Genomic DNA, 26155 nt, shown 5'->3' on the forward strand with positions numbered 1-26155 from the left:
CTTTGGCAAGCCCGAGGACAGGCTCCGCGAGCCTCGAAGGACGCACTTCTCCCTTGCCACGCCCGCTCTCGCGTCTGGCCATTGAGGTAGTCGGGAAGACGGGCGGGCAGGAAAGCGCCGCACGAATTCGTAAACAAGAACAGGCACTCCCCATGCCCGCCCGCCAGGTGTCTGTCGCCACGGTCGACCGGTCACGCGCCCCGCTCCATGTTCTTTCCATGGACAATGGCGCGCGGATGATCCGCCTTCCCTCAACAAAGCATTGGCGCTTCGCTCCGGAATGCCGGCCCGTCGGACGCCCTCAGGCCCGTGGGAACCGAATCCACGGGGAGAGGTCACCGCCGCCCTACCGATCCCCGGTCCGGAACCGGTTCCCGCAAGGGCGATGCCGAGGATTATGCGGGAAGGGCAGGATGTGTGAACAAATCCGGTGCGAAGATTCTTCCCGCCGGCTGTTATGCCATTGATCCGCAACAGTTCTTTTTGCGAACGAGCCGAAATGGGGATGGATTCTATCCACAGTTGGGTGGCAGCGCCCCCTCCACCGCCTTCGGCGGTCCCCCTCCCCCGTAAACGGGGGAGGATCAACGGCGTCGTGGAGGTTCCCCTCAAGCGGCCGGCGGCACCAGTCGGAAATCGGGCAGTTCGCGCAGCGCCAGTTCCGGGCCCGCCGGCGAATAGACGACGAAAAGCTGCATCAGCCCGTCGCCGGTGTTCGTCGTCGAATGGAAGCGGCTTTCGGGCACATAGATCGTGCAGCCGGGCCCGACCTTCCGCACTACCGGATTGCCCTCTTCGTCCTCGACCATCTGCTCGCCGGTTCCGGAAATCACGAAGATGATCTCCTCCGCGCCCGGATGGTTGTGCCGGGCATGGCCCTGGCCCTTCTGCAGATCGACCACGCCGCCGGAGAACCGCGCCGCACCATTGACCTCCGGCGCCACCGTCAGCGCCAGCCTGCCCCAGTCGAAGGCGAAGGTGTCGACCTCTTTCGGATAGACGAAATTCCGTTCCCTGGTCATGCGGCTCCTCCCCTGTTTTCCGTCGGCGCCCCGAGCGCCAGCCCCTTGAATGTCTCGGTCTGACTGCGAATGGCGGTTTCGGCAGGCAGCCGCTCCATCGAGCTCGCGCCATAAAAACCGTGGCATCCGGTGCAGCGGTCGAGAATGTATTTTGCATCGCCGGGCATGGAAATCGGCCCGCCATGGCAGAGCACGAAGACGTCCTTGCGCACCGAGCGCGCCGCCTCGGCAATCGCATCGATTTCCGTGACGCAGTCGTCGAGCGACTTGGCCGAGGTTGCTCCGATCGTGCCTCCCGTCGTGACGCCCATATGCGCAACGATAACATCGGCGCCGGCGCGGGTCATGGCGCGGGCCTCTTCCGGGTTGAACACGTATGGCGTGGTCAGCAGATCGAGCTTGTGCGCCTCCGCGATCATGTCGACCTCGAGCGAAAAACCCATGCCGGTTTCCTCGAAGCTTTGCCGCATGGAGCCGTCGAACAGGCCGATGGTGGGAAAATTCTGCACGCCGGAAAAGCCCATCGCCTTCAGCTCGGCCAGCAGCAGCGGCATGATGACGAACGGATCGGTGCCGTTGACGCCGGCCAGCACCGGCGTGTGCTTCACCACCGGCAGCACCTCGTAGGCCATCTCCTTGACGATCTCGTTGGCGTTGCCATAGGCGAGCAGCCCGGCGGCCGAGCCGCGGCCCGCCATGCGGTAGCGGCCGGAATTGTAGATGATGATGAGGTCGATGCCGCCCGCTTCCTCAGCCTTGGCCGAGATGCCGGTGCCGGCGCCGCCGCCGACGATCGGCTGGCCGCGATCCACCATGGCGCGGAATTTTTCGAGAATTTGCTGGCGGGGAATTGCGGGCATTCAGGCTCTCATTGTCTGGCGATTTCACGGAACGCCGCGACAGCGGCCTCGGCGAATTGCGGGTCGTTGATGTGGAGAGGCAGCCGCTCGATCCGGCGCTGCGGCGCCTGCGTGACGGCAGCTTCGATTGCGGTGAAAATCTCTTCGTCGGCCTCCGGATCGAAGAAGGCGCCGCCTTCAATGTCGAGCGCCGAAACGCCCTTTTCGGGGATGAGAAAGCGCACCGGTCCTTCGCAGGCGTTGAGCTTGCGGCCGATCCAGGCGCCGATCTCCCGGCATTCCTCGGCGGTCGTGCGCATCAGCGTGACGTTGGGGTTGTGCTGGTAAAGCAGCCGCGCCTGCCACGGCGCCGGTACGGTTTCGGGCGCCCAGAAATTGACCATGTCGAGTGCTCCCGTCGAGCCGACGTAGGGGATTTTCGTTCGCGCAATCGCGTCGAGCCGGTCCTCGCCGGCGGGCAGCACGCCGCCGAACAGGAGGTCGCAGATCTCCGTCGTGGTGATGTCGATGACGCCCGCGAGCATGCCGGAATCGGCAAGTTTTTCCATCGTCCGCCCGCCGGTTCCGGTGGCGTGGAAGACGAGGCAGTCGTAGTCGGGGCGCAGCGCCTCGCTGATCGCCGTCACGCAGGGCGTGGTGACGCCGAACATGGTCAGGCCGAGCGCCGGCTTGCCGGCCATGACGGGCGGCGGATTGGCCGCCATCGCGACGATCGCCTGCGCCGCATTGTGCAAAATGGCGCGGCTGATGCGGTTGAGCCCGGCCATATCGGTGATCGACGGCACCATGATGATGTCGGAGACGCCGACATAAGGGGCGACGTCGCCGGAGGCGAGCGTCGAGACCATGAGCTTGGGCAGGCCGAGCGGCAGTTCGCGCATGCCGGCGGTCACGATCGAGGTGCCGCCGCCGCCGCCGATGCCGATGATGCCGCTTATGTCGTCGCGGGTTTTTATGAAGCCGGCGAAGGCGGCCGCCATCGCCGCGACGGCTCGGCCGCGATCACCCGATGAGAGATCGGATTTGATGTTGTCGGGAGCGCCGGCCACCACTTCGGCGGCGGAGATATCCGCGGGCCGCGCGGGCGTCGTGATGCCGATGTCGACCCGCAGCGGCATTCCGCCCGCAGCCGCTATCGCGGCTGTCAGGTAGTCGAGCTCTTCGCCCTTGGTGTCGGCCGTGCCGACGACGTAAATGCGCTTCACCGCGCTCCTCCGAGGCTCGTCCCGCCGCGTCGCCTGCGCCCAAAAATGAGCGTTGCAATTTTTTGAGACGCGCGTATCGTATTGATATGGATGTCTCACGTCAACAATCGACAAGCGCTGTGGATGAGGCAGAGCGCGGGCCAAAGGCGCGGACGCGCCGGCTGATGCTGGAGACCGCGACGCGCCTGATGCAGGGCGGTGCGACGCCGTCGGTCAGCGAGGCCGCCGAGGCGGCGGGCGTATCGCGAGCGACGGCCTATCGTTATTTTCCCAGCCAGGCCGCCCTGGTGCAGGCGGTCGTCGACGAGGGTCTCGGGCCTATCCTGACCTGGAGTTCGGAAAAGACCGATCCGGCGGAGCGGGTGGCCGATCTCATCGCCACTTCGCTGCCGCGCATCGAGGAATTCGAAGCCACCTTCAAGGCGGCGCTCAAGCTCTCGCTCGAACAGTGGGCAAAGCGACAGGCAGGGACACTGGGCGCGGAGCCGCAATTCACGCGCGGCCACCGCGTCGATCTGTTGCGCGATGCGCTGGCGCCGCTGCGCGGCTCGCTGCCGCCCAAACAAGTCGATCGCCTGGCGCAGGCGCTTTCACTGGTTTTCGGCGTTGAAGTCCTGATCGTTCTGAAGGACATTTGGGGTCTGGATGGCGAGCAAACGCGCGCGGTGGCCCAATGGGCGGCGGCGACGCTGGTGCGGGGAGCCGCAGGAGAACATGGGAGAGAGCATTAGGCGCTGGCCAAGGAACTGGTTCTACCAGATTGGGCCAGTTGCCAATCTGACATCCGCGGCCGGGCCCGTCAGCCTGGCGGAGTTTGCGGTGGCTTTGAAGCATAAACGAGTGACAATGAAGCCAAATCGAACCGAAAACTGCTTTCCGGCCGGCTCAACCACCGGAAGAAACAGCTTGACGACCGCTTTCGATTGGTAATACCAGATTGGAAGGAGGAGCTTGTCGGGTGTAAGCCCTAAATCGGTTCAAGAGGATGGCCTGGGAGGGTCTGAACCGCAAGCAGCGTTAAGGAGAACTACCAGGCCGGTGCGAAAAACCGGCTTGCCAACGATAGAGTGCACACAGGGAGGAACTTGTAATGCGCAAGACAGTAACCGGCATTCTTGCCGGTATCGGCTTTACTCTCGCCTGCGGAACATCGGCTTTCGCGCAGGAACTGACCATATTCTGGGCCGAATGGGATCCTGCCAACTATCTGCAGGAACTCGTCAACGAGTACGAAGCGGAAACCGGCGTCAAGGTTACCGTCGAGACCACCCCGTGGTCCGATTTCCAGACCAAGGCCTTCACCGAATTCAACGCCAAGGGATCGGCGTACGATATGGTGGTGGGCGACTCCCAGTGGATCGGCGCCGCCTCGGAAGGCGGCCACTATGTCGATCTCACCGAGTTCTTCAACAAGCACAAGCTCACCGAGGTGATGGCCCCGGCGACGGTGAAATACTACGCCGAATATCCGGCCAATTCCGGCAAGTACTGGTCCGTTCCTGCGGAAGGCGACGCCGTCGGCTGGTCCTATCGCAAGGACTGGTTCGAAGACCCGAAGGAAATGGAAGCCTTCAAGGCGAAATACGGCTACGACCTCGGCGTGCCGAAGGACTGGAAGCAGCTTCGCGACATCGCCGAATTCTTCCACCGCCCCGACGAGAAGCGCTACGGCGTCGCCATTTACACCGACAACTCCTATGACGCGCTGGTGATGGGCGTCGAGAACGCCATATTCTCCTTCGGCGGCGAGCTCGGTGACTATGCCACCTACAAAGTCGACGGCGTCGTCAACTCCGAGCAGAACATCAAGGCGCTGGAGGCGTACAAGGAACTCTACGGCTTCACGCCTCCGGGCTGGGCCAAGAGCTTCTTCATCGAGGACAACCAGGCGATCACAGAGAACCTGGCGGCGATGAGCATGAACTACTTCGCCTTCTTCCCGGCTCTCATCAACGAAGCCTCGAACCCGAACGCCAAGGGCACCGGCTTCTTCGCCAACCCGCCCGGACCGAACGGCGATCAGTACGCTGCGCTCGGCGGCCAGGGCATCTCGATCGTATCCTACTCGCAGAACCAGGAGGAGGCGTTCAAATTCCTGGAATGGTTCATCAAGGACGAGACCCAGAAGAAGTGGGCCGAGCTCGGCGGCTACACTGCCCATGCCAAGACGCTGGAATCGGAAGAGTTCCGCAAGGCGACGCCGTATAACGAAGCCTTCTACCAGACCATGTTCAAGGTGAAGGATTTCTGGGCTACGCCGGAATACGCCGAATTGCTGATCGCGATGAACCAGCGCCTCTACCCCTTCATCACCGGGGACCAGGGCACGGCCAAGGAAGCACTCGACGCCCTGGCTGCGGACTGGAACGCGACCTTCAAGAAGTACGGCCGCATGCAGTAACGGACTGAAGTCCCGGAGGGGGCGACCGCGCCCCCTCTTTTTCTTTTCCTGCGGGCTCTCAGAGGAGGAGAGTTTTGGCCACTGCCGTCATGACCACGCTGGATCCGAAATCGCGCGCCGCCTCGCGGGGCTTGAGCGACATCTCGATCCGAAACCTCTTCATCATCCCGACGATCGTTTTCCTGATCGTCTTCAACATCTTCCCGCTGCTCTATTCGCTTGGGTATTCGTTCACCGATTTCCGCGCCTCGACCAACGCGCCGGCGAATTTCGTCGGCCTCGCCAACTACCGGGCGCTGCTCAACGATCCGTTCATCTGGTCGAACTTCGCCATCACCGCGAAATACGTCATCGTCTCGGTCGCCGGACAGGTTCTTGTCGGCTTCGGCGTCGCCATGCTGTTGAACCGGGCGATCCCGTTCAAGGGGCTCATCACGACGCTGCTGCTGCTGCCGATGATGCTTTCCATGGCGGTCGTCGGCCTGTTCTGGAAGCTGCTCTACAACCCCTCCTGGGGCGTCATCAATTACGTGCTCGGCCTCGGCAATTTCGAATGGCTGTCCAACCCGGACATGGCCCTCTACGCCATCGCCATCACCGACATCTGGATGTGGTCGCCTTTCGTGATGCTGCTTTCGCTCGCCGGCCTCTCGGCCGTGCCGAAGCATCTTTACGAGGCGGCGGCGATCGACCGCGCCGGGCCGTTCTACACCTTCTTCCGAATCACTCTGCCGCTGGTAGCGCCGATCCTGATGATCGCGATCATCTTCAGGACCATGGAAGCGTTCAAGACCTTCGACCTCGCCTATATCCTGTCCAGCCAGCCGACGACCGAGGTCATCTCGATCCGGCTCTACAAAATGGCGTTCCAAGAATGGCAGACGGGCATGTCCTGCGCGCTCGCCTACATCGTGCTGATCATGGTTCTGGCCATCACCAACATCTACGTGAAGTATCTCAACAAGGTGAAGGAGCGCTGAGATGGCGGCAGTCCGCACATCGGGCGAAGTGGCGCTCAACCGGGTCGCGATCGTCGCCGTCCTGCTGATCACGCTGATCTTCCTGGCACCGATCTACTGGATTACAGCAACGGCCTTCAAGCCGCGCAATCTGGCGACCACGATCCCGCCGACCGTCGTGTTCACGCCCGAGATTTCGCCATTCGTGAAGCTTTTCACGAAGCGATCGCAACTGCGCGAAGCACCGTCGCCGGAGGAATACGAGGCGGCGCCGTGGTGGGAGCGCACGATCATGGACGGCGGCGAAAAGGTCGTTCGTTCCGGCCGCGGCGAAGTGCAGCTTTCCGGCTACCCTGACCGCTTCATGAACTCGCTGATCGTGGCGATCACCTCAACGGTGCTCGCGGTCGGCATGGGCACCTTCACTGCCTACGGTTTCTCCCGCTTCAAGGTGAAGGGCGAGGGCGACCTGCTGTTCTTCATCCTGTCGACGCGCATGCTGCCGCCGGTGGTGGTCGCGATCCCGATGTTCCTGATGTACCGCGCCGTCGGCCTCAACGACACGCATTGGGGCCTGATCATCCTCTATACGGCCTTCAACCTGTCCTTCTCGGTCTGGCTGATGAAGGGCTTCATGGACGAGATCCCGAAGGAATATGAGGAGGCGGCGCTGGTCGACGGCTATACCCGCATGCAGGCCTTCTTCAAGGTCGTGCTGCCCGAAGCCGCGACCGGCATCGCGGCTACCGCCGTATTCTGCTTCATCACCGCGTGGAACGAATACGCCTTCGCGCTGATCATGACCAACCGCCGCGCCCAGACCGCGCCGCCCTTCATCCCGAGCCAGGTAGGCTCCGGGCTGCCGGACTGGACCGTAATCGCCGCCGGCACGTTCCTGTTCCTGCTGCCGGTCGCGATCTTCACCTTCCTCCTGCGCAACCACCTGCTGCGCGGCATGTCCTTCGGAGCGATCCGCAAATGATCCGCAGCGACAAATTACAGAGGATCGCCGAAATCGTCATGGTGCTCGGCATCGTCGCGCTCTGCCAGCCATGGAATTTCTTCCTGCACCGTTACGGGCTGACCATCATCATCATCGGGCTGGTGACATTCCTGCTCACCAACTGGTTCGGCTCGAAGGTCGTGCCGGAGGATGTGGAAGCTCCAGTCAAAGAAGGTCACTCATGACCCAGATCGAGCTCAGAGGCGTCCAGAAATATTTCGGCGCGGTGCAGGTCATCAAGAACCTGAACCTGAAGATCGAGGACAATGAGTTCATCGTGCTGCTCGGCCAGTCTGGTTGCGGCAAGACCACGACGCTGCGCGCTATCGCCGGGCTGGAGACTATCGACGACGGCGACATATTGATCGACGGCGCGCCGGTGCAGCATCTCAAATGCTCGGACCGCGACATCGCGATGGTGTTCCAGTCCTTTTCGCTCTATCCGCATATGACGGTTTACGAGAACATCGCCTTTCCGCTGCGCGCTACACGTATCAGCCGGGGCGAGGTGGACAAGGAGGTGCGCGAGATCGCGAAGGTGTTGCGCATCACCGACCTCCTGGGCCGAAAGCCCTCGGCGCTTTCCGGCGGCGACATGCAGCGCGTCGCCATCGGCCGCGCGCTGGTCAGACGGCCGAAGGCGATGCTGATGGACGAGCCGATCGGCGCGCTGGACGCCAAACTGCGCGAGGAGATGCGGGCCGAGATCAAGCGGCTGCACCTGAAGCAGGGATCGACGACGATCTACGTGACGCACGACCAGATCGAGGCGATGAGCCTCGCCGACCGCATCGTCATCATGCATGAGGGCATCCTGCAGCAGGTCGGCACGCCCTCGGAAGTTTATGCCCATCCGGCCAACCTGTTCGTGGCGCAATTCGTCGGAAGCCCGGTGATGAATGTCGCCCCCGCCACCGTGTCCGAATCCGCAGGCGCGGCGCAGGTCACGGTCGAGGGCGCCGGCCAGGGCTTTGCCTTTCCGCGCGAACTGCTCTCCAGGCTGAACGGCAAGGCCTCAGCTGGCGGGCTCTCGCTGGGCATCCGGCCCGAAGGCGTCATCGTCGCGCATCAGGCCGGTGACGGCTTTCTTCCGGTTGAGGCGCACATCATCGAGCCGCTCGGCTCCTACGACATCGTCGACCTCAAGGTGGGCTCTCAGATGCTGCGCGCCCGCACCAGGAGCGGCTATGTCGCCAATGCCGGCGACCGGGTCTATGCCAAGCTCGACCCGGCGCAGGCGCACTTCTTCGACACGGAAAGCGGCAATTCGCTGGGGGTGAGGCTGTGAGGGTAGTGCTCGCCATCGTGCCCCCTCCAACATGCTTCGCATGGTCCCCCTTCCCCGCTTCGCAGGTGAGGAACCGCGAGCGTCGCCGTCTTGATCCTCCCCCGTTTACGGGGGAGGGGGACCGCCGAAGGCTGTGGAGGGGGCGAAGCATGCGCATCAAAGGCAACGCGATCTCTCGCGAGGGTGCGATCTGACATGGCCCATATCCAGCTTAAAAACATCACCAAGAAATTCGGTAACCACACCGCGCTGAAGGGGCTCGACCTTGAGATCGCCGACGGCGAATTCTTCGTACTGCTGGGCGAGACCGGCGCCGGCAAGACGACGACGCTGCGGCTCATCGCCGGGCTGGAAACGCCGACCGAGGGGCAGATTTTCATCGACGGCGTCGATGTCGGCGACTGGGGCGCGGCCGAGCGCGACGTGGCGCTGGTGCTGCAGCAATATTCGCTCTATCCGCGCTACACGGTGCGCCAGAACCTCGAATTCCCGCTGAAGTCGAAAATCCGGCGCATCGAACCGAAGGAGATCGAGGAGCGTGTCGCCCGTGCGGCAAAGACGCTGCGCATCGAGCATCTGCTGGAGCGCAAGACCGACCGGCTGTCGGGCGGCGAGATGCAGCGCGTCTCGATCGGCCGCGCCATCGTGCGCCAGCCGCGCGTCTTCCTCATGGACGAGCCGCTTTCGGCGCTCGACGCCAAACTGCGCGAGGCGCTCAGGACCGAGTTGAAAAACCTGCAAATGAATCTCGGCGAGACCTTCCTGTTCGTTACCCACGACCAGATCGAGGCGATGTCGATGGGAGACAAGATCGGCGTGCTCAACAACGGCCGTCTGGTGCAGACCGGCACGCCGAACGAGATCTACAACAACCCGCTCAACACCTTTGTCGCGCGCTCGGTCGGCTCGCCGCCGATGAACCTGCTCGACGGAAAACTGTCCGGCGGGCGGGCGATCGTGGCCCCGACGCGTTTCGAGCTGCCCTACGCCGGCGCGACCCAGGCCGGAGCGGCGGGAGAAGATCGCCCGCTCACCTTCGGCATCCGGCCCGAGGATATTTATCTGGAGCCCGGCGCTCCGGTCGAAGCCCAGGTGCATGACGTGGAAAACCACGGCGTCGAGAAGATCCTGACCTTGCGCGTCGGCGACGAGACCGTCCGGGCAACCGTGCCGGCCAGGACCGAAGTGGCCCTGGAAGAGTCGGTGCGCTTTGCCTGGAACCCGCAAAAGGTGGTGCTGTTCGATCAGGCCAGCGGCGTCAGCCTCCGTCACGCCCGCTGACGACCGCTACGATTGCGGCGGCCTGATATGCCCTGATCAGTGGCGGGTCAGCCACTCGTCGATTTCGCGCTCGGCGTCCTCTTGGGTTTTGCCGTGGGCATTCTGGATGCGCCCGGCCAGTTCCTTGCGCTTGCCGCTTATGACGTCGAGATCGTCATTGGTGAGCTTGCCCCACTTGCTCTGTACCTTGCCCTTGAACTGCTCCCAATTGCCTTCGACCTGATTCCAGTTCATCTGCGTCTCGGCTGCTCGCGGCTCGGATTCCGCGCCGGAGGACGAGCCCTCCCGGATCAAACCTTGTTGACTTGACCGTGAACGGTTCCGCTCCATTTTTTCGCACTGCAATTTCGCACTGCAATAAGGGAGCACGGGATTTGAGCATAGCGACAGAGATTTCAGGCAAGCGCCTGTTCATTCCAGCCCTGCGCGGCGTCTATGCCGGCCTGCACGACAGCGCCGAAACGCTGCTTCGCATCGTCGCCGGCGTGGCGCTTTTCACGCACGGCCTGGGCAAGATACGCGACCCCTTCGGCGCGGCCGGAATGGTCGAAGGGCTTGGGTTTTATCCCGGCACTTTCTGGTCGCCGCTGCTGTCGTTCACTGAATTCTTCGGCGGCATCCTGATCGCGATCGGCCTGCTCACCCGTCCGGCTGCCTTCGCGGCGATGATCGTCCTGCTGGTGACGGTGTGGTTCCACTGGGTCACCCAGGGCCAGGGTTATTCCGGGGCCGAAAAGTCGATCCTGTGGTCTGTGGTGTTTTTCTTCTTCGTCGTTCGCGGCGGCAATCGCCATTCGGTCGACGCCAAAATCGGCAGGGAATTCTGACAAGCACCGATCCACCGGTACAGGTCGAGAGCGTCGCCAGAACCGTTTCGCGGGGCCTTTCGTTTGAAGTACTTAGTTGAGAAGTTGCAGAACTAGGCGGGGCGAACCTGCCAAAAGAGCGCCGACGGCGAGGCCAACAAAACCGACTGCGATGGCTCCAAACCAACCATGGTGCTCCCATCCATAGGATGCACCGAACGCCGTCCCTCCGATGAGAAATGCCAGCACCCACGTGAAGCGCAATATGGCGAGCATTGGTTTCAGCATTTGTTAACTCAGCGCCCGGCCAGCACCTGGCGTTTGGCAAACGGGTCATGGTTGTGAGGGCTGGTCATTTAGTTCTATCGGTTCCTGATGTTCGCGCTGCGCCAACATACCATCCGAATACGGGTTCCGCACTCCTGAGTGCCGGCCCTGTAGTTTAACGGTAAAACACCCGTCTTATACACGGCACGTCTCCAGATTAGAGAGCGATCCCGGTTCGAACCCGGGCGGGGCCACCAGCTATCTCTTGTACTTCGCCGGCTCTTCGCATTCGGTGGCAGCGCTTGCCATGCAGCCACATCTGCGCTCTTTGCCTTTGCCGAGAAACCGATTAAAGACACGGCGAAGCCTCCCGGAGCCCGCCATGACCGAAATACTGCAAACGCCGAAGCTCGTGACCGTTTTCGGCGGCTCTGGCTTTCTGGGCCGCCATGTCGTGCAGGCTTTGGCCAGGCGGGGTTATCGGGTCCGCGTCGCCAGCCGGCGGCCGCATCTGGCGGGGCATTTGCAGCCGCTGGGCAATGTCGGGCAGATTCAGCCGATACAGGCCAATCTGCGCGTGCGCTGGTCAGTGGACCGCGCGGTGCAGGGAGCAGACCACGTCGTCAATCTGGTCGGCATTCTATACGAATCGGGCCGGCAGAAATTCTCGGCAGTGCAGGATTTCGGCGCCCGCGCAGTGGCCGAGGCGGCGCGTTCGGCAGGCGCGGGACTGACCCACGTCTCGGCGCTGGGCGCCGACATCAAAGGCGAGGCTGTCTATGCCAAGACCAAGGCGCAGGGTGAAATCGCCGTCCTCGAAACAGTTCCGGATGCGGTAATCTACCGTCCGTCGATCATATTCGGCCCGGAGGACGGTTTCTTCAACCGCTTCGCCAACATGGCGCGCTTTTCGCCTGTGCTGCCGCTGATCGGCGGCGGCGAGACGAAGTTCCAGCCGGTCTATGTCGGCGATGTCGCCGAAGCGATCGCGCGTTCGGTGGACGGTCAAGTCGGGGGCGGCACGATCTACGAACTCGGCGGGCCGCGGATCATGAGCTTCCGGCAATGCATGGAACAGATGCTCGAAACGATCGGCCGCAAGCGGCTGCTCGTGCCGGTGCCGTGGTGGCTCGCCTATATGAAGGCATCGTTCCTTGGCCTTCTGCCCAAGCCGCTCCTGACTTCGGATCAGGTGACGCTGCTCAAGACCGACAATATCGTCTCGGCTGAAGCCGAGGCGGAGCGGCGTACGCTTGCCGCCCTCGGCATACAGGGCCGTTCGACCGCAGCCATCCTGCCGACCTATCTCTGGCGCTATCGCCCGGCCGGGCAGTTCTCGCAGAAGACCGAAGCCTGACCGGGTCCGGGCGGTGGAGGCGTTCGCCGCCCTGCTGCCCGAAGGGCTGAGTGCCGCAGTTGCAGCGCTGCTGGTTGTCGCCAGCTTCTTCACTTCGGCGCTGACCGCCGCCTTCGGCGTCGGTGGCGGTGTCGCAATGCTTGCCCTGATGGGGCTGTTCGTTCCGGTCGCGGCGCTGATACCGGTGCATGGCGCGGTGCAGCTCGGCTCCAATACCGGCCGCGCCTGGCGCCAGCGCGGCAACGTCCGCATGGACGTCGCTATCCCGTTCATTGCCGGCAGCATTATCGGCGCGGTCGGCGGCGCTTTCCTTGTCGTCCAGCTTCCGGACGCGCTGCTCAAGCTGGTGCTGGGCGGCTTCATCATTGCGGTGACCTGGACGAAAATACCCGGCATCGAGCGGCTGGGGCGGGCCGGTCTCGCCGTGGCGAGTGCGGCGCTGGCGCTGATGACCATGTTCGTCGGCGCCACCGGACCACTGCTTTCGGCGGTTTTCGCGCAGATATTCGCCAATGACCGCAAGGCGCTGGTGGCCACGCATGCGGCCGGGATGACGGTGCAGCACGCGCTCAAGATTGTCGTGTTCGGTTTTGCCGGCTTCGCCTTTGGCGACTGGCTGCCCTTGATCGCGGTGATGATCGCCTCGGGCTTTCTGGGCACGCTCTACGGCACGAAGATGCTCGAGAACATGCCGGAAGAAACCTTCAAGAGATGGTTCCGCATCGGCATCACCATCCTCGCGCTCGATTTGCTGAGACGCGGGCTGGCGGGATTGTTGTGAACTCAGCCCACGAGGTAAAGCGCCGCGAGACCGGCGCCGCCGACGATCAGCCGCCACCAGCCGAACAGCGCGTAGCCATGGCTGGAGACGTAGTCGAGCAGGGAACGGACGACGACGACAGCCATGATGAAGGCCGCGATGAAACCGGCCACGATCACCGGCAGATCGGCCAATGACAGTATGTCACGGTTCTTGAAGAGGTCGTAGGCGAAGGCGCCCGCCATGGTCGGCATGGCCAGGAAGAACGAAAATTCGGCCGCCGAGCGCTTGTCGGCGCCCATCAGCAGGGAACCGACGATGGTGGCTCCCGAACGCGACGTGCCCGGGATCATGGAGAGGCATTGAACGAGGCCGATCTTGAAGCAGAGCGAGAGCGGAAATTGCTTCACGTCATGATATTTCGGCTTCAGCGTCAGGCGGTCGACCCACAACAGCACAAAGCCGCCGATGATCAGCATGATGCAGATCAGCTTCGGCGTTTCGAACAGCACGGTCTTGATGAAGCTGTGCGCCAGCGCGCCGATCACCGCGGCCGGCAGGAAGGCGACGAGGATACCGAGAACGAAACGGCGGGTTTTTGGATAATACGGCATTTCGGCCGCGATCCGCCACAGCCGGGCGGAATAGACGGTCAGGATGGCGAGAATCGCGCCAAGCTGGATCAGCACCTCGAAAGTCTTGCCGGTCGATTCGAAACCGAGGAAATGCCCGGCCAGGAGAATATGTCCCGTCGAGGACACCGGGATAAATTCGGTCAGGCCTTCGAGCATGCCAAGCAGCAGCGCTTCCACGATCGTCTGATTTTCCATCGGTCTCTCGGCTGGATGCTGTTGGCCGCTTGCTTGTCACGACGCGGAACTAACCCTATAGGTCGGGTCGACCATGACGGCCCGTCGATCGGGCGGGTCAACCTCTACCCGCGTCGCCGGCAATTGACCAGCGCACTTTTTATCGCAGGACCATGCTAACGCTTTTCCACCATCCCATGTTCGCTTCGTGCCGTTTCGTTCGTCTTGCCTTCGGCGAATATGGCGAGGAACTGGCGCTGATCGAGGAGAAGCCTTGGACGCGTCGGAAGGAATTCCTGGCGCTGAACGCGGCAGGAACGCTGCCTGTGCTGCTTGCGGAAGGCGACGTGCCGATCGTCGGCGCCAGCGTGATCGCCGAATATCTCGACGAAACCCGGGGCGTTCTGAAGCGCGAAAAGCGGCTGCTCGCCGAGGATCACATGGAGCGGGCCGAAATTCGCCGCCTGGTCGACTGGTATCTGACCAAGACCGAGAGCGAGGTGACCCGGCATCTGGTGCGCGAAAGGGTGCTGAAGCCGATGATGGCGGAGGCGCAGGGCGGCGGTTCGCCCGATTCGGGAGCCATCCGGGCCGCGCGCGCCAATATCCGCCAGCACATGAAGTACACGAACTGGCTGGCCGGAACGCGGCACTGGCTGGCTGGTCCAAGGATAACCTATGCCGACCTTGCCGCGGCCGCGGCGATTTCCGTGCTCGACTATCTCGGCGAGGTGGACTGGCGCGACCACAATGCCGCGCGCGAATGGTATACTCGCGTGAAATCGCGGCCCTCCTTCCGCCCGCTGCTGGGCGACCGGGTGCGCGGCCTTTCGCCGGTGTCTCACTATGCGGACCTCGATTTCTGAAAAGCCTCAACGGAGCGCGCGCCTGCGGCAGATGATCGACCGCGAGGCGAGGCTGGCCGGTTTCGACGCCGTCGCCGTCGTTTCGCCGGACGCGATCCCGCTAGCGCCAGTCCGCCTTGCCGAATTCGTCGCCGACGGTTTTCACGGCTCCATGGGCTGGATCGAAGAGACCATGCTGCGCCGGGCGAACCCCAGGACGCTGTGGCCCGATGTGCGCTCGATCATCGTGCTCGCCATGAATTACGGTCCCGACCGTGATCCCGGCGAGGTGCTCGAAAAGCCCGATCGCGGAGCGATCTCCGTCTATGCGCAAAACCGCGACTACCACGACGTGATGAAGGGTCGGCTGAAACAGATCGCCGGCAAGATCGCGGCGCAGGCCGGCGGCGACGTCAAGGTGTTCGTCGACACCGCACCGGTCATGGAAAAGCCTCTGGCCGAGGCGGCCGGGCTCGGCTGGCAGGGCAAGCACACAAATCTGGTCAGCCGCGAGCATGGCTCCTGGCTGTTTTTGGGCAGTATCTTCACCACCGCCGAACTTGCGCCCGACGCAAGGGAAGAAGATCATTGCGGCTCGTGTCGCGCCTGCCTCGACGCCTGCCCCACCAACGCTTTCCCGGCGCCTTACCGGCTCGATGCGCGGCGCTGCATCTCCTATCTCACCATCGAGAACAAGGGGCCGATTCCGCATGAATTCAGGCAGGCGATCGGCAACCGCATCTATGGTTGCGATGATTGCCTGGCCGCTTGCCCCTGGAACAAGTTCGCGCGCACAGCGTCGGAAGCGAAGCTCGCCGCACGCGACGACCTGCGCGAACCGGCGCTCGCGGATCTGCTGTCGCTCGACGACGCCGCTTTCAGGTCGTTTTTCTCCGGTTCGCCAATCAAGCGGATCGGGCGCGACCGCTTCCTGCGCAATGTGCTGATCGCCGCCGGCAATTCAGGCGAGGCCAGGCTGATAGAACAGTGCAAGGCACATCTCGACAAAGCTTCGGCGCTGGTGCGCGGGGCGGCGGTCTGGGCGCTTTCGCGGCTGCTGGACGCGCGGGGGTTTGCCGAACTTGCCGACGGTCGGGTGGCGGAAGAAGGCGACGCGGACGTGATCTCGGAATGGAACCAGGCGCTCGAAGCCGCCGGAAGGATCAAGAGCTACGCATGACCAGTTTCTTCATCTTCGGCGCCGGCTATTCCGGCCAGGCCTTTGCAAACACCGCCCCCGACCCGGCGCCCAAAATCGCCGGCACGACACGCTCGCCCGCGAAATTCGACCGGCTGAGGCAGGCCGGGATCGAGTCTCACCTGTTTTCAGGCCAGATGAAGCCCGAACTGGCTGACGTTCTGCGCGGCGTCAGCCATCTGATCGTCTCGATCGCGCCTGACGAAGCCGGCGACCCGGTGCTCAATGCGGCGCGCGATCTGATCGTGGCGAAAATGCCCGAACTCGAATGGATCGGATACCTCTCCACCGTTGGCGTCTATGGCGACCATGGCGGAGCATGGGTGGACGAAACAAGCGAATGCCGCCCGGTTTCGCGCCGCTCCGCATTGCGGCTAAAGGCGGAGCAGGAATGGCTGGAGTTTGGCCGTGAAGCCGGCGTTCCGGTTGCGATTCTGCGCCTTTCCGGCATTTACGGGCCCGGCCGCAACGCCTTCGTCAACCTTGCCGAAGGGACGGCGAGGCGGCTGGTGAAACCGAACCAGGTGTTCAACCGCATCCACGTGGCCGACATAGCCGGCGCGCTCTGGCATCTCGCCGGCGGCAAACAGGGCGGCGTCTTCAACGTCACCGACGACATGCCGGCGCCGCCGCAGGATGTCGTTACCTATGCGGCCGGACTGATGGGCGTCGAGCCGCCGCCGGAAATCCCCTTCGAAACCGCAGAGCTTTCGCCGATGGCGCGTTCCTTCTACGGCGAGAACAAGCGCGTCTCGAACGCTGCGATCAAGCGGACCGGCTATGCGTTCCGATTTCCGGACTACAAAGCGGCGTTCGATGCGATGTGGGCCGAAGGGAACTGGAAGGGCGCAGGGCCTCGGGATGCGCGCAGTCCAATCCGCAGGTCGTGATCGAAACGCGGCGCGCGCCATGGTATGATTTGGGACAGGGGTCGATTCACCTTTCAGTAACCAGCAGCTTTCAAGGTTGGGGTCGGGGCCTAAAATTCGCGGGAAACGCGCATGAAATCGTTATTTGGATGGGGAAAGCGCCTCGCAATTGTTGCCGCCGCAGCGCTTGCGGTGTTTTCCGCGGCGTCGCCGCAGGCCGGCGCCGAACAACTGGCCAAAATTCTTTTCGGCAGCCAGAAACTGCCGGCCGCCACGACCGCCAAATCCTACGGCTTCTATTCCAAGGGCTGCTTTTCTGGCGGTCTCGCAATCGCGACCGACGGGCCGACATGGCAGGCGATGCGGCTTTCGCGCAACCGCCGGTGGGGGCATCCGACCATGATCCGGCTGCTCGAGAAGCTCTCTCGCGACGCGGTCGCCGATGGGTGGCCGGGCCTGCTGCTCGGCGACATCTCGCAGCCGCGCGGCGGGCCGATGTTGACCGGCCATGCTTCGCACCAGATCGGCCTCGACGCGGACATCTGGCTGACTCCGATGCCCGACCGGCGGCTCTCGGCGACTGAGCGCGAGAATGTGAGCGCGATCTCGGTCATAAAAAAAGGCGGGCTGACAGTCGACGAGCGAATCTGGACCGCTGCGCATGCACGGCTGCTCAGGCGCGCCGCCAGCTACGGCGAGGTCGAACGCATTCTCGTCCATCCCGGCATCAAGAAGAAGCTCTGCGAGACCGTGAAAGGCGACCGCGGCTGGCTGCGCAAGGTGCGGCCGTTCTGGGGGCATGACTACCATTTCCACATCCGTATAGGCTGCCAGCCCGGTTCGAACGGATGCAAGCAGCAGGCTGCGACCGCGCGCGGAGACGGTTGCGACGCCTCGCTCGCCTGGTGGTTCACCGAAGAACCCTGGCGGCCCAGCAAGAACCCCGACGCGCCGAAAGCGCGCGATTTGATGACTATGAACAGCCTGCCGAAAGAATGCCGCGCGGTGCTGGAAGCGCCCGCGCCTGTTTCGGAAGCAGCAGTAACGGTCGGCGGAGGCGGTACGGCCGTAGCGGCGGCGCCTGCTGAAACCGCGCCCGCCGAAAGCATCACAATCGAGACGATCGTCGGCGCGCCGCCTATCGCCGCCAGCGCTTTTGCCCCGACACCCAATCTTGGCGTGCCGCTGCCACGTCCGCGGCCGGCGGATTAGCGGCGGTCTAGTTTCGATTCACCAGCTTGTTGAAGCGGCTGGCGCCGCAAGCGGCCCGCCTCTTTCGCGGGGACGGCTCCTCGTCTATAGGCTTCAACCGATTTAGGCCTTGGCCAAGCACGTGGGCGAGAGACAAGTTCGTTGCTCCGCCGCGGCAGATGTCGCATTAGGGAAGTCGCCGCTGGCCAGGCGGGCATCCGCCTCTCCGGCGGCTAAACAACTGGGACGCAAGAACATGCCGATTTCCGGAGACCAGGAACAAGGTTTGAAATTTCCGATCCTGATTGGCGATGTCGGCGGCACAAATGCGCGTTTCGCCATCGTTCTCGACGCAAACTCGGAGCCGAGCGAGCCAAGCATCGTGCAGACGGCGAGTTTCGCCACGATCGACGACGCCATCCGGTCGGCCGTTCTGGATAAAGCCCCGGTCAAGCCCCGCTCGGCCGTGCTGGCCATCGCCGGACCTGTCGACGGCGACGAGATCGCGCTGACCAATTGCCCCTGGATCGTGCGGCCGAAGGCGATGCTGGCCGGGCTCGGCCTCAGCGACATCGTCATCCTCAACGATTTCGAGGCTCAGGCGCTCGCCGTTGTGGCGCTCGACAAGGAGCATATGGAAAAGATCGGCGGCGGTGCGCCGGAGCCGAATGCCGGCCGCGTCGTGCTCGGCCCCGGGACCGGGCTCGGGGTTGCGGGGCTGATCCATGCCTGCGGCCGATGGATACCGGTGCCTGGCGAAGGCGGCCATATGGATATCGGTCCGCGCACGCCGCGCGACCTTCAGGTTTTTCCTCACATCGAGCCGATCGAGGGCCGCATCTCCGGTGAGCAGATCCTGTGCGGCCGCGGTCTGGTGAACGCCTACAGGGCGATCGCAAAGGCCGATGGAGTGACGGCGAAGATGTCTTCGCCGGCCGAGATCACCGCCGCCGCGCTCAGCCGGTCGGATCCGGTGGCGACGGAAGCGCTCGACCTGTTCGTCACCTGCCTGGGGCGGACCGCGGGCGATCTGGCCCTGGTGTTCAAGAGTCGGGGCGGTGTGTTCCTGACCGGGGGCATAGCGCAGAAGATCATGCCGGCGCTGAAGACCGGCAATTTCCGTGCCGCTTTCGAGGACAAGGCGCCGCACAAGGAATTGCTGAAATCCGTGCCGGTCTATGTGATCACGCATCCCTTGCCGGCGCTTGCAGGCCTGGCCGCCTATGCCCGGACGCCGGCGCTGTTCGGCGTCGAGACGGAGGGGCGGCGCTGGCGAGCGTGAGCGGCGTTGCCGCGATGTCGCACTGGCGGATGTTCCGCCGGCAGGCATAGGCAAGGCCGGTCGATGGCGCTATGAGGGTCTTTCGAATGCGGTGCGCCGCATAAAGAGCAACGCGGACGGACAGTTGAATTTGGCGGACCGAAGCAAAAGCCGGACGGATCCGGGCGAGATCGTTTCGGTCATCCGGCGGATCATATCCGAGAACGGCCGCGAATATGCCTGGCACTATGCCGGGGCGGTGCTTTGCCTGGTCTCGATAGCGGCGACAACTGCCTTCGCGGCATGGGTGATGCGCGACGTTGTCGACGAGATCTTCTACCGGCAGCGCAGCGACCTGATCGTGCTGATCTGCGTGGCAATCGTCGTGGCCTTCGCGGTTCGCGGTATGGCCACCTACGGCCAGGCGGTGATCCTGGCCAAGGTCGGCAACAATCTCGTCGCCCGCTACCAGAAGCGGATCTTCGATCATTTGATGAAGCTCGACATCGGCTTCTTCACGGAAATGCGGTCCGGTAGGCTCGCAGCACAGATCAACCAGAATGTCGGCGGCATCCGCGATCTGCTGGGCACGACGCTGACGGCGATCGCACGCGACATGGTCTCGCTCGTGGCGCTGGTGGCGGTGATGATCATTCAGGATCCCGTCCTGTCGATGATCGCTCTTCTGATCGGACCGCCGCTGGTCTTTACCGTGAATTATCTGATGCGGCGCCTGCGGGGCGTGACACGCCAGGCCGTGGAGATCAACTCGCGCCTGATCGGGGCCATGCAGGAGGCGACCCAAGGCATTGCCGTGGTCAAGGCGTTCACCATGGAGGAGCAGCTTTCGCGAAGGATAAGCAAGCTCATCGCGACGGCGGAGGTGCGCTCCAACAAGATCGCACGCGTATCGGAGCGGCTTACGCCCATAGCCGAAATGCTGGCCGGCTTCGCCATTGCCGGCGTGATCGCCTATGCCGGATACCGCGCGACCTATGGCGGGCAACTGCCCGGCGCGGTGTTTTCCTTCATCACCGCACTGCTTCTGGCCTATGACCCGGCGCGGCGGCTGGCACGGGTGCAGGTCGGGCTCGAGCGCTCGTTGGTCAACGCCCGCATGATCTACGAGATACTCGACCTCGAGCCGCAACAGGGTGACGAGCCGGGCGCGCCGGCTCTGGACGTGCAAAAGGGCGAGGTCCGTTTCAACGAAGTTTCCTTCGCCTATTCGGAGAACCTTCCGGTTCTCTATGGCGTGGACTTCGTGGCGGAGGCAGGCAAGACGACGGCGATCGTGGGCGCGTCGGGGGCCGGGAAATCGACGCTGACAGCGTTGCTCGAACGGTTCTACGACGTCGATGGCGGCTCGATCGAGATCGACGGCCAGGACATTTCGAAGGTAACGAAGCAGTCGCTGCGCGAGCAGATCGCCTATGTTTCGCAGCAGCCCTACCTGTTCGAGGGTACGATCCGCGACAACATCCGCTACGGCCGCGAATCGGCTACCGATGTCGAGATAGAGCAAGCGGCGCAACTGGCCGCGGCGGACGAGTTCATCCGCCAGCAGCCGCAAGGCTACGACACGCTGGTCGGCGAGAATGGCGTCACGCTGTCGGGCGGCCAGCGCCAGCGCATCTCGATCGCGCGCGCCATAGTGCGGAAGGCGCCGATCCTGCTTCTCGACGAAGCGACGTCGGCACTCGACAATGAATCCGAGGCGCGCGTGCAGGATGCGCTTGCAACGGTCATGGAGGGCCGCACGACGATCGTGATCGCGCACCGCCTTTCCACCGTGGTCAATGCCGATCGCATAGTGGTTCTGGAACAGGGCAGATTGGTCGAGGAAGGCACGCATCAGTCGCTGCTGGCCAATCCGCACGGCGTCTATTCACGCTTCCACCGCCTGCAGAGCGCCAAAGGCCTCGGCCTTGTCAACGACATCAAGAAGGCGGCCAAGCCGGCGTCCGCGCAGGCCAAGCCAGCCAGGATCGCACGCGGGAGAACAGCATGAGCGATATGCGCCTTGTCGTCGTCGGAGCTGCCGGCCGGATGGGGCAGACGCTGATCCGCACCATCCATTCAATTCCGGGCGTCACGGTCGCCGGCGCCATCGAACGCTCCGGCTCGCCAAACCTCGGCAAGGATGCGGGCGAACTTGCCGGCATCGGCACGCTTGGCGTTCCGATCACCGACGATCCGCTGCCGGTCTTCGCCAAGGCAGACGGCGTGCTCGATTTCAGCGTTCCGGCCGCGACCGTGGAATTTTCCGGATACGCGGCGCAGTCCCGCATCGTGCATGTGATCGGCACAACCGGCTGCTCGCCTGAGGACGATGCCAGCATCGCAGCGGCGGCGCGCCACGCGCCGATCGTCAAAAGCGGCAATATGAGCCTCGGCGTCAATCTGCTGGCCGTGCTGGTGGAGCAGGCCGCGCGCGCCCTGGATGCGGACGACTTCGACATCGAAATCCTGGAGATGCATCACCGCCACAAGGTCGATGCGCCCTCGGGCACGGCGCTGCTGCTCGGCGAAGCCGCGGCCAAGGGGCGAAGCATCGCTCTTGCCCAACACAGTGTGCGGGTGCGCGACGGGCATACCGGCGCCAGGCGCACCGGCGATATCGGCTTCGCGACGCTGCGCGGCGGCTCGGTGATCGGTGATCATTCGGTACTGCTCGCCGGCACCGGAGAGCGTATCACGCTGTCGCACAATGCCGAGGACCGTACGATCTTTGCACGGGGCGCGGTGAAGGCGGCGCTTTGGGCGCGGACCCGGAAACCGGGGCTTTATTCCATGCGCGACGTGCTCGGGCTCTCATAGGCGCCCGTCTCCACGAATCACGGCAATGAAGAGGTAAGACATGTCCGGAACACTGGTGCTCGTCCGCCACGGCCAGAGCGAATGGAATTTGAAGAACCTGTTCACTGGCTGGCGCGACGTGGATCTGAGCGAATTGGGTCATGCGGAAGCGAAGGCGGCGGGCCAGAAACTGAAGGAGCGCGGGTTTAAATTCGATATCGCCTTCACCTCGGCGCTGAAGCGCGCGCAGAAGACATGCCAGTACATCCTCGATGCCGTCGGCCAGGAAAACCTCCAGACAATCCGCGACGCCGCTCTCAACGAGCGCGACTACGGCGACCTGAACGGGCTCAACAAGGACGATGCGCGGGCCAAATGGGGCGAGGAACAGGTGCATATCTGGCGCCGCTCCTACGACACGCCGCCGCCCGGCGGCGAAAGCCTGAAGGACACGGGCGCGCGCGTCTGGCCCTATTATCTGCACGACATGCAGCCGCATGTGCTGCGCGGCGGCACCGTGCTTGTCGCAGCCCACGGCAATTCGCTGCGCGCGCTTATCATGGCGCTGGATGGAACCTCGGGCCAGGACATCGTCAAGCTGGAACTCGGCACCGGCGTGCCGATCATCTACCGGCTCAACGCCGATTCCACCGTCGCCTCGAAGGAGGTGCTCGCCGACTGATTTGAGCTGGACAACCTATCCTCCTGTTCGCGCGCAGTTTTAAGAAAATCGCGCGTTGACAGGCCAGCCGCGCCCGCTTACATCAGCGGCGCTGCCCAGATGGCGGAATTGGTAGACGCGCACGGTTCAGGTCCGTGTGCCGCGAGGCGTGGAGGTTCGAGTCCTCTTCTGGGCACCATTCCCATTTTAAGTCGTTGAACTAATCGCGCGCGACGGCTCACCAGCCAGGCGCGCCGCTGATCTCCGGATGATCGGCTAGCCCTGGTCGAGATCTATATCCGCGATGAGCAGTGGTTCGTCGCGACTTCGGCATCCTTCCAAAGCCAGACCGCGAGCGAGCCAGATCGTCCCCGAATATTCGTTTCGATCGGCCCTTGAAGGACTCCGGCCTTGTAGAGGTCGCAGTCTTTTCCGGCCACATGCAGCAACTCGTCGCTGACGGCAAGTTCGGTCCGATGGCTGGCGGCAACCTCCATCAGCCGGCTGGCGATATTGACGGTGTCGCCGGTTGCCGCAATGTGCTGGTGGCTTTCGCCACCCAGTCTCGACGCGATAACCGTGCCGAAATGCGCTCCGATTTTATAGCCCAGACGGGATGAGGTAGATGCGGGCTGGGAGGCAAGCCAATCCCTGGTGCGATGCGATAGCCTGACGCTACAGCTGGCTGCCCTCGACGCATCGTCCGCGGCAGGTTCGGGAAGGCCGAACAGGATCATCGCTCCGTCGCCCATGAAACTGGTGACGATGCCACCACACTCCGTCACTTCCTCGTCGACCAGCGTGTGAAAAGCGCTCAGCAGTTCGCGAGTGGCGTTCGGCCCCAACGTCTCGCTCAGGCCGGTGAAGCCGGACAGATCGATGAACACGACCGCCACATCTTCACGAACCGGCTCCTGAAGGAAATCGCCATGCTTTGCCAGCCACTGGCCCAGCCCCGGCGCCTGTACCCTCTGCAGCAATTTGCTCTGCGTGGCAAAATATTGCGCGCGGTTCCGGTCGCGCCAGAGCTGCACGGCTCCGAACAGGATCGCAGGAGGAGCAGCGGCTGCCATCGGCAGCGCGGCGCTCAACCAGATGCCGTTCGAAAAAGCTGTTACGTTGACTGTGGCCCAGATCAGCACCACGCCGATGACGGCTGCCAGGCCGATCGCGCTGCGCCGCCAGGCCACAAGGGCGACGAGGACCATCGGCAGGACCACGGCAAAGCCGGCATCGACAAGACGAACATACCGGTCTCTCACGATGCCGTCGCCGGACATCAGGTGGGCGATTGCCGTGGAGATCACCTCGACGCCCGGGAGCACCGGATCAAAGGGGGTTGGGAAGACATCTCCGCCTCCGGTTGCCGTTGCCCCGATCACAACAATCCGATTGCGAATTTCGCCGCCAGTCAATTGGCCCGAGAGCACGGCCGCGGCGCTGATCGTGGGTATGGTGCCGCGCGGGCCATAGAAGGCGAGAGGAAGAAGATGGCCGAGATCCGTCCGGATCAAACGCGTTCCCAAGAACAGGCGGTTGGGCTCGATCTCAGGCTCGGTTCCGATCGCCAGGGCGGCGACGCGCAAAGGGAGAGAGGCTTCCACCTGGTCTCCTGAACGAAACAGCAGCGGAACGAAGCGAGGCGTTCCGGTCTGGTCGGTGGCCACGTTCACCACGCCAACAGCGGCGGCGTCGGAAAACATTTGCAGCGGCATTAGAAATCGTTCCGCATCTGGCAATCGGACGAGGGGGCCGTCGGCTTGCGGCGGTATCCACTGTTTGCCGCCCGCGAAAACCGCGGCAGCCGCGATCACGGTCGTGCTCCCGCCAAGCGATCGCGCCAGGGCCTCGTCGCCCTTTTTTTCTTTTGGATCGACGAGCAGCAGGTCAACTGCGATTATTTTCGGATCAAAGCGCGCAATCTCATCGATGAGGCGAGACAGCGTGGCGCGGTTCAAGGGAAAACCTTCGCCTTTCGCGAGCTCGTCGTCTATCGCAACGATCGTGATCAAATCAGGTGGGCTTGCCGTCCCCCTGATGTTCGTTCGAACATCAGTCATGGTGGCTTCGATGCGATCGAGAAACCACATGTTCCCGCGCCAGTGCAAATATCCCAGACCGGCACCCCAAAGCCCCGCCAGAAGGAGTGCAATCAGGGTCGGGAGCGCCCGGCGCTTCAAGCTTTATTCTCCCAGGCGCGCCATCAATGCGGACACACGCGCCGCCGGCCAACGCCTGACGGTCAGGGGCGTTGTTCCGCGTTCGACATCGACGCCTTCGCCCGGGCCCAGCAGGACGCCGGCGCTCGCGCTTGGCCGCTGGACGCCGACGCGACCGTCAACGACAAAGACCGACGTCTTGCCGCTTTGCGCGTCGACAGCCCATTTTGTGCCTCGCACGGCGGCAATCGCCTGCGGCGTGACGACGACGAATCCAGGTGTTTGTCCAGCCGGGACCTCGAGCAGCAACGCCTTCCGCCGCAAAATGACGCCGTCGGCGTTTCCGTCCTGATTGCGGTCCGCCAGTGAATATCGAGCACCGTCTTCGGCTGTGATCCTCACACCTCCGGGGCAGCGCAGGACTTGTCTCGAAGTGCCGGCCCTTTGCTCCAAGTTGCACCCCAGGTTGGCGGATTGCGGCGATGCAACGGTCGCCCAACATACCGTCAGGAAGACGACGCTCGCGCTGCAAACGGCTCGGTGGCTCATACCCACGAAAGATACCTCCTCCTATGGTTGAAACATCTTTCCGAATCGACTGTCATTGCTACGGACTGGAGCAAAGTTGGCTCAAAGTGAATCCCCGACGAGGTATCTCCGCCGCAAATGCCGATATTTTCTGTTCAACAGTATAGCCCGGTTCCCCTGAAATGAACAATTCACCCATACCGGCGACAGGCTTCCCGGTCGCGCAAATCGCCTCCAGACAATGCTGTCGATTGGAGGGAGCGGCGGGTTCGGGTGGCGAGAGGAATGCCGGCAGCAGGGGCGAATGCCTTGACCTCGCCGAGGCAGCCCAGCACCTTGGGCTTGAACGGAGAGCCGATGGGCGCCCCGGCTAAATCCGCGAGCCGGCCGAACTGCATGAGCTCGAAGGGCACATCAACAGCGAGGCTTTCGTGAGCACAGTGCTCGCCATCTTCGACCGCTGGGTCGCGGCGGGAATCGTCCCCGCCGGCAGCGGGCGTGGTGACCAGATCGGGGACCGGGAAGTGCTGCAGGCGGCGCTCACAAGGCGACGGGGCGTTTAGCCCGCCAGTACCGACGGCCTGATCTTTGCATCAGCCTTCGCCTGCCGCCGCCCAGCAACGTCC

Annotated in this window: 26 protein-coding genes and 2 tRNA genes; 21 read left to right on the forward strand and 7 right to left on the reverse strand. The window is 63.4% G+C overall.

Features of this window, described 5'->3' with window-relative positions:
* Positions 1 to 608: 608 nt before the first annotated feature.
* Genes G6N73_RS02115 through G6N73_RS02125 form a run of 3 tightly spaced genes read right to left on the reverse strand, consistent with a single transcriptional unit; the run spans position 609 to position 3087 of the window.
* The gene (locus G6N73_RS02115) at positions 609 to 1022 is read right to left on the reverse strand and encodes a cupin domain-containing protein (RefSeq protein ID WP_165022610.1); all 414 of its coding nucleotides are present in this window, start codon (positions 1020 to 1022) and stop codon (positions 609 to 611) included.
* A complete protein-coding gene (locus G6N73_RS02120; protein ID WP_165022613.1) occupies positions 1019 to 1882 on the reverse strand; it encodes a phosphoenolpyruvate hydrolase family protein in 864 nt (287 codons plus the stop codon). The genes G6N73_RS02115 and G6N73_RS02120 overlap by 4 nt, the downstream gene beginning before the upstream one ends.
* 8 nt (positions 1883 to 1890) lie before the next feature.
* Positions 1891 to 3087, reverse strand: coding sequence for a Tm-1-like ATP-binding domain-containing protein (locus G6N73_RS02125; protein WP_165022616.1), 1197 nt, complete (start codon positions 3085 to 3087; stop codon positions 1891 to 1893).
* Between the two features lie 86 nt (positions 3088 to 3173).
* Between G6N73_RS02125 and G6N73_RS02130 the strand changes: the two genes are divergently transcribed.
* From G6N73_RS02130 to G6N73_RS02160, 7 genes are all read left to right on the forward strand, one after another.
* Positions 3174 to 3818 (forward strand): TetR/AcrR family transcriptional regulator, encoded by a 645-nt coding sequence (locus G6N73_RS02130; protein WP_165022619.1) that lies wholly within the window; start codon positions 3174 to 3176, stop codon positions 3816 to 3818.
* Between the two features lie 359 nt (positions 3819 to 4177).
* Entirely contained in the window at positions 4178 to 5488 is a 1311-nt protein-coding gene (locus G6N73_RS02135) for an ABC transporter substrate-binding protein (RefSeq protein ID WP_165022622.1), read from the forward strand.
* A 74-nt stretch (positions 5489 to 5562) separates the two neighbouring features.
* Positions 5563 to 6468: a carbohydrate ABC transporter permease gene (locus G6N73_RS02140; protein ID WP_165022625.1), complete on the forward strand. Its 906-nt coding sequence runs from the start codon at positions 5563 to 5565 to the stop codon at positions 6466 to 6468.
* 1 nt (position 6469) lies between these two features.
* Positions 6470 to 7429, forward strand: coding sequence for a carbohydrate ABC transporter permease (locus tag G6N73_RS02145; protein WP_165022628.1), 960 nt, complete (start codon positions 6470 to 6472; stop codon positions 7427 to 7429).
* Entirely contained in the window at positions 7426 to 7635 is a 210-nt protein-coding gene (locus G6N73_RS02150; RefSeq protein ID WP_165022631.1) for a hypothetical protein, read from the forward strand. Before G6N73_RS02145 ends, G6N73_RS02150 begins: the two co-directional genes overlap by 4 nt.
* A complete protein-coding gene (locus G6N73_RS02155; RefSeq protein WP_165022635.1) occupies positions 7632 to 8738 on the forward strand; it encodes an ABC transporter ATP-binding protein in 1107 nt (368 codons plus the stop codon). Before G6N73_RS02150 ends, G6N73_RS02155 begins: the two co-directional genes overlap by 4 nt.
* Before the next feature lie 195 nt (positions 8739 to 8933).
* Complete coding sequence (locus tag G6N73_RS02160; protein ID WP_165022638.1) at positions 8934 to 10019, forward strand: ABC transporter ATP-binding protein; 1086 nt, start codon at positions 8934 to 8936, stop codon at positions 10017 to 10019.
* Between the two features lie 36 nt (positions 10020 to 10055).
* Here G6N73_RS02160 and G6N73_RS02165 read toward each other — a convergent pair whose 3' ends face one another.
* Positions 10056 to 10253: a CsbD family protein gene (locus G6N73_RS02165; protein ID WP_165022641.1), complete on the reverse strand. Its 198-nt coding sequence runs from the start codon at positions 10251 to 10253 to the stop codon at positions 10056 to 10058.
* Between the two features lie 140 nt (positions 10254 to 10393).
* Between G6N73_RS02165 and G6N73_RS02170 the strand changes: the two genes are divergently transcribed.
* From G6N73_RS02170 to G6N73_RS02185, 4 genes are all read left to right on the forward strand, one after another.
* On the forward strand, positions 10394 to 10846 hold the full coding sequence (locus tag G6N73_RS02170; protein WP_165022644.1) for a DoxX family protein: 453 nt from the start codon (positions 10394 to 10396) through the stop codon (positions 10844 to 10846).
* A gap of 410 nt (positions 10847 to 11256) precedes the next feature.
* Positions 11257 to 11349, forward strand: a tRNA-Ile gene (locus G6N73_RS02175).
* Between the two features lie 125 nt (positions 11350 to 11474).
* Positions 11475 to 12449, forward strand: coding sequence for a complex I NDUFA9 subunit family protein (locus G6N73_RS02180; protein ID WP_165022647.1), 975 nt, complete (start codon positions 11475 to 11477; stop codon positions 12447 to 12449).
* 13 nt (positions 12450 to 12462) lie between these two features.
* Entirely contained in the window at positions 12463 to 13230 is a 768-nt protein-coding gene (locus tag G6N73_RS02185) for a TSUP family transporter (RefSeq protein ID WP_165022650.1), read from the forward strand.
* Between the two features lie 2 nt (positions 13231 to 13232).
* Here G6N73_RS02185 and G6N73_RS02190 read toward each other — a convergent pair whose 3' ends face one another.
* Positions 13233 to 14039: an undecaprenyl-diphosphate phosphatase gene (locus G6N73_RS02190; protein ID WP_165022653.1), complete on the reverse strand. Its 807-nt coding sequence runs from the start codon at positions 14037 to 14039 to the stop codon at positions 13233 to 13235.
* A 152-nt stretch (positions 14040 to 14191) separates the two neighbouring features.
* Between G6N73_RS02190 and G6N73_RS02195 the strand changes: the two genes are divergently transcribed.
* The 9 genes from G6N73_RS02195 (at position 14192) to G6N73_RS02235 (ending at position 23041) form a co-directional block, all read left to right on the forward strand.
* Positions 14192 to 14884 carry a glutathione S-transferase family protein gene (locus tag G6N73_RS02195; RefSeq protein ID WP_165022656.1) on the forward strand — a complete coding sequence of 231 codons (693 nt, stop codon included), beginning with the start codon at positions 14192 to 14194 and terminating at the stop codon, positions 14882 to 14884.
* Entirely contained in the window at positions 14865 to 16043 is a 1179-nt protein-coding gene (gene queG / locus G6N73_RS02200; protein WP_165022659.1) for a tRNA epoxyqueuosine(34) reductase QueG, read from the forward strand. The genes G6N73_RS02195 and queG overlap by 20 nt, the downstream gene beginning before the upstream one ends.
* Complete coding sequence (locus tag G6N73_RS02205; protein ID WP_165022662.1) at positions 16040 to 16951, forward strand: SDR family oxidoreductase; 912 nt, start codon at positions 16040 to 16042, stop codon at positions 16949 to 16951. The genes queG and G6N73_RS02205 overlap by 4 nt, the downstream gene beginning before the upstream one ends.
* Positions 16952 to 17062: 111 nt before the next feature.
* Positions 17063 to 18142: a penicillin-insensitive murein endopeptidase gene (gene mepA / locus G6N73_RS02210; protein ID WP_165022665.1), complete on the forward strand. Its 1080-nt coding sequence runs from the start codon at positions 17063 to 17065 to the stop codon at positions 18140 to 18142.
* A 235-nt stretch (positions 18143 to 18377) separates the two neighbouring features.
* Positions 18378 to 19403, forward strand: coding sequence for a glucokinase (locus G6N73_RS02215; RefSeq protein ID WP_206078593.1), 1026 nt, complete (start codon positions 18378 to 18380; stop codon positions 19401 to 19403).
* Positions 19404 to 19533: 130 nt separating this feature from the next.
* Positions 19534 to 21393 carry an ABC transporter ATP-binding protein gene (locus G6N73_RS02220; RefSeq protein ID WP_165022668.1) on the forward strand — a complete coding sequence of 620 codons (1860 nt, stop codon included), beginning with the start codon at positions 19534 to 19536 and terminating at the stop codon, positions 21391 to 21393.
* On the forward strand, positions 21390 to 22202 hold the full coding sequence (gene dapB, locus G6N73_RS02225; protein ID WP_165022671.1) for a 4-hydroxy-tetrahydrodipicolinate reductase: 813 nt from the start codon (positions 21390 to 21392) through the stop codon (positions 22200 to 22202). Before G6N73_RS02220 ends, dapB begins: the two co-directional genes overlap by 4 nt.
* 40 nt (positions 22203 to 22242) lie before the next feature.
* A complete protein-coding gene (locus G6N73_RS02230; RefSeq protein ID WP_165022674.1) occupies positions 22243 to 22863 on the forward strand; it encodes a 2,3-bisphosphoglycerate-dependent phosphoglycerate mutase in 621 nt (206 codons plus the stop codon).
* A 93-nt stretch (positions 22864 to 22956) separates the two neighbouring features.
* A tRNA-Leu gene (locus tag G6N73_RS02235) sits at positions 22957 to 23041 on the forward strand.
* Between the two features lie 94 nt (positions 23042 to 23135).
* On the opposite strand, the gene G6N73_RS02240 is transcribed toward G6N73_RS02235, so the two are convergent.
* Entirely contained in the window at positions 23136 to 25022 is a 1887-nt protein-coding gene (locus G6N73_RS02240) for a CHASE2 domain-containing protein (RefSeq protein ID WP_165022677.1), read from the reverse strand.
* 3 nt (positions 25023 to 25025) lie between these two features.
* On the reverse strand, positions 25026 to 25550 hold the full coding sequence (locus G6N73_RS02245; protein WP_165022829.1) for a FecR domain-containing protein: 525 nt from the start codon (positions 25548 to 25550) through the stop codon (positions 25026 to 25028).
* A 410-nt stretch (positions 25551 to 25960) separates the two neighbouring features.
* On the opposite strand from G6N73_RS02245, the gene G6N73_RS02250 reads away from it, so the two are divergent.
* Positions 25961 to 26092, forward strand: a complete 132-nt coding sequence (locus G6N73_RS02250; RefSeq protein ID WP_343044532.1) for a hypothetical protein — start codon at positions 25961 to 25963, stop codon at positions 26090 to 26092.
* Positions 26093 to 26155 lie beyond the last annotated feature (63 nt).

This window comes from Allomesorhizobium camelthorni (genome assembly GCF_011045125.1).
Lineage (GTDB): Bacteria > Pseudomonadota > Alphaproteobacteria > Rhizobiales > Rhizobiaceae > Allomesorhizobium > Allomesorhizobium camelthorni.

What these genes read in the sequence shown, in the direction of transcription:
- G6N73_RS02115 (WP_165022610.1), bottom strand. Translation starts at nt 1,022, where the DNA reads ATGACCAGGGAACGGAATTTCGTCTATCCGAAAGAGGTCGACACCTTC.
- G6N73_RS02180 (WP_165022647.1), top strand. Translation starts at nt 11,475, where the DNA reads ATGACCGAAATACTGCAAACGCCGAAGCTCGTGACCGTTTTCGGCGGC.
- mepA (WP_165022665.1), top strand. Translation starts at nt 17,063, where the DNA reads ATGAAATCGTTATTTGGATGGGGAAAGCGCCTCGCAATTGTTGCCGCC.
- G6N73_RS02120 (WP_165022613.1), bottom strand. Translation starts at nt 1,882, where the DNA reads ATGCCCGCAATTCCCCGCCAGCAAATTCTCGAAAAATTCCGCGCCATG.
- G6N73_RS02130 (WP_165022619.1), top strand. Translation starts at nt 3,174, where the DNA reads ATGGATGTCTCACGTCAACAATCGACAAGCGCTGTGGATGAGGCAGAG.
- G6N73_RS02165 (WP_165022641.1), bottom strand. Translation starts at nt 10,253, where the DNA reads ATGAACTGGAATCAGGTCGAAGGCAATTGGGAGCAGTTCAAGGGCAAG.
- G6N73_RS02230 (WP_165022674.1), top strand. Translation starts at nt 22,243, where the DNA reads ATGTCCGGAACACTGGTGCTCGTCCGCCACGGCCAGAGCGAATGGAAT.
- G6N73_RS02150 (WP_165022631.1), top strand. Translation starts at nt 7,426, where the DNA reads ATGATCCGCAGCGACAAATTACAGAGGATCGCCGAAATCGTCATGGTG.
- G6N73_RS02145 (WP_165022628.1), top strand. Translation starts at nt 6,470, where the DNA reads ATGGCGGCAGTCCGCACATCGGGCGAAGTGGCGCTCAACCGGGTCGCG.
- G6N73_RS02160 (WP_165022638.1), top strand. Translation starts at nt 8,934, where the DNA reads ATGGCCCATATCCAGCTTAAAAACATCACCAAGAAATTCGGTAACCAC.
- G6N73_RS02190 (WP_165022653.1), bottom strand. Translation starts at nt 14,039, where the DNA reads ATGGAAAATCAGACGATCGTGGAAGCGCTGCTGCTTGGCATGCTCGAA.
- dapB (WP_165022671.1), top strand. Translation starts at nt 21,390, where the DNA reads ATGAGCGATATGCGCCTTGTCGTCGTCGGAGCTGCCGGCCGGATGGGG.
- G6N73_RS02135 (WP_165022622.1), top strand. Translation starts at nt 4,178, where the DNA reads ATGCGCAAGACAGTAACCGGCATTCTTGCCGGTATCGGCTTTACTCTC.
- G6N73_RS02215 (WP_206078593.1), top strand. Translation starts at nt 18,378, where the DNA reads ATGCCGATTTCCGGAGACCAGGAACAAGGTTTGAAATTTCCGATCCTG.
- G6N73_RS02205 (WP_165022662.1), top strand. Translation starts at nt 16,040, where the DNA reads ATGACCAGTTTCTTCATCTTCGGCGCCGGCTATTCCGGCCAGGCCTTT.
- G6N73_RS02195 (WP_165022656.1), top strand. Translation starts at nt 14,192, where the DNA reads ATGCTAACGCTTTTCCACCATCCCATGTTCGCTTCGTGCCGTTTCGTT.
- G6N73_RS02245 (WP_165022829.1), bottom strand. Translation starts at nt 25,550, where the DNA reads ATGAGCCACCGAGCCGTTTGCAGCGCGAGCGTCGTCTTCCTGACGGTA.
- G6N73_RS02155 (WP_165022635.1), top strand. Translation starts at nt 7,632, where the DNA reads ATGACCCAGATCGAGCTCAGAGGCGTCCAGAAATATTTCGGCGCGGTG.
- queG (WP_165022659.1), top strand. Translation starts at nt 14,865, where the DNA reads ATGCGGACCTCGATTTCTGAAAAGCCTCAACGGAGCGCGCGCCTGCGG.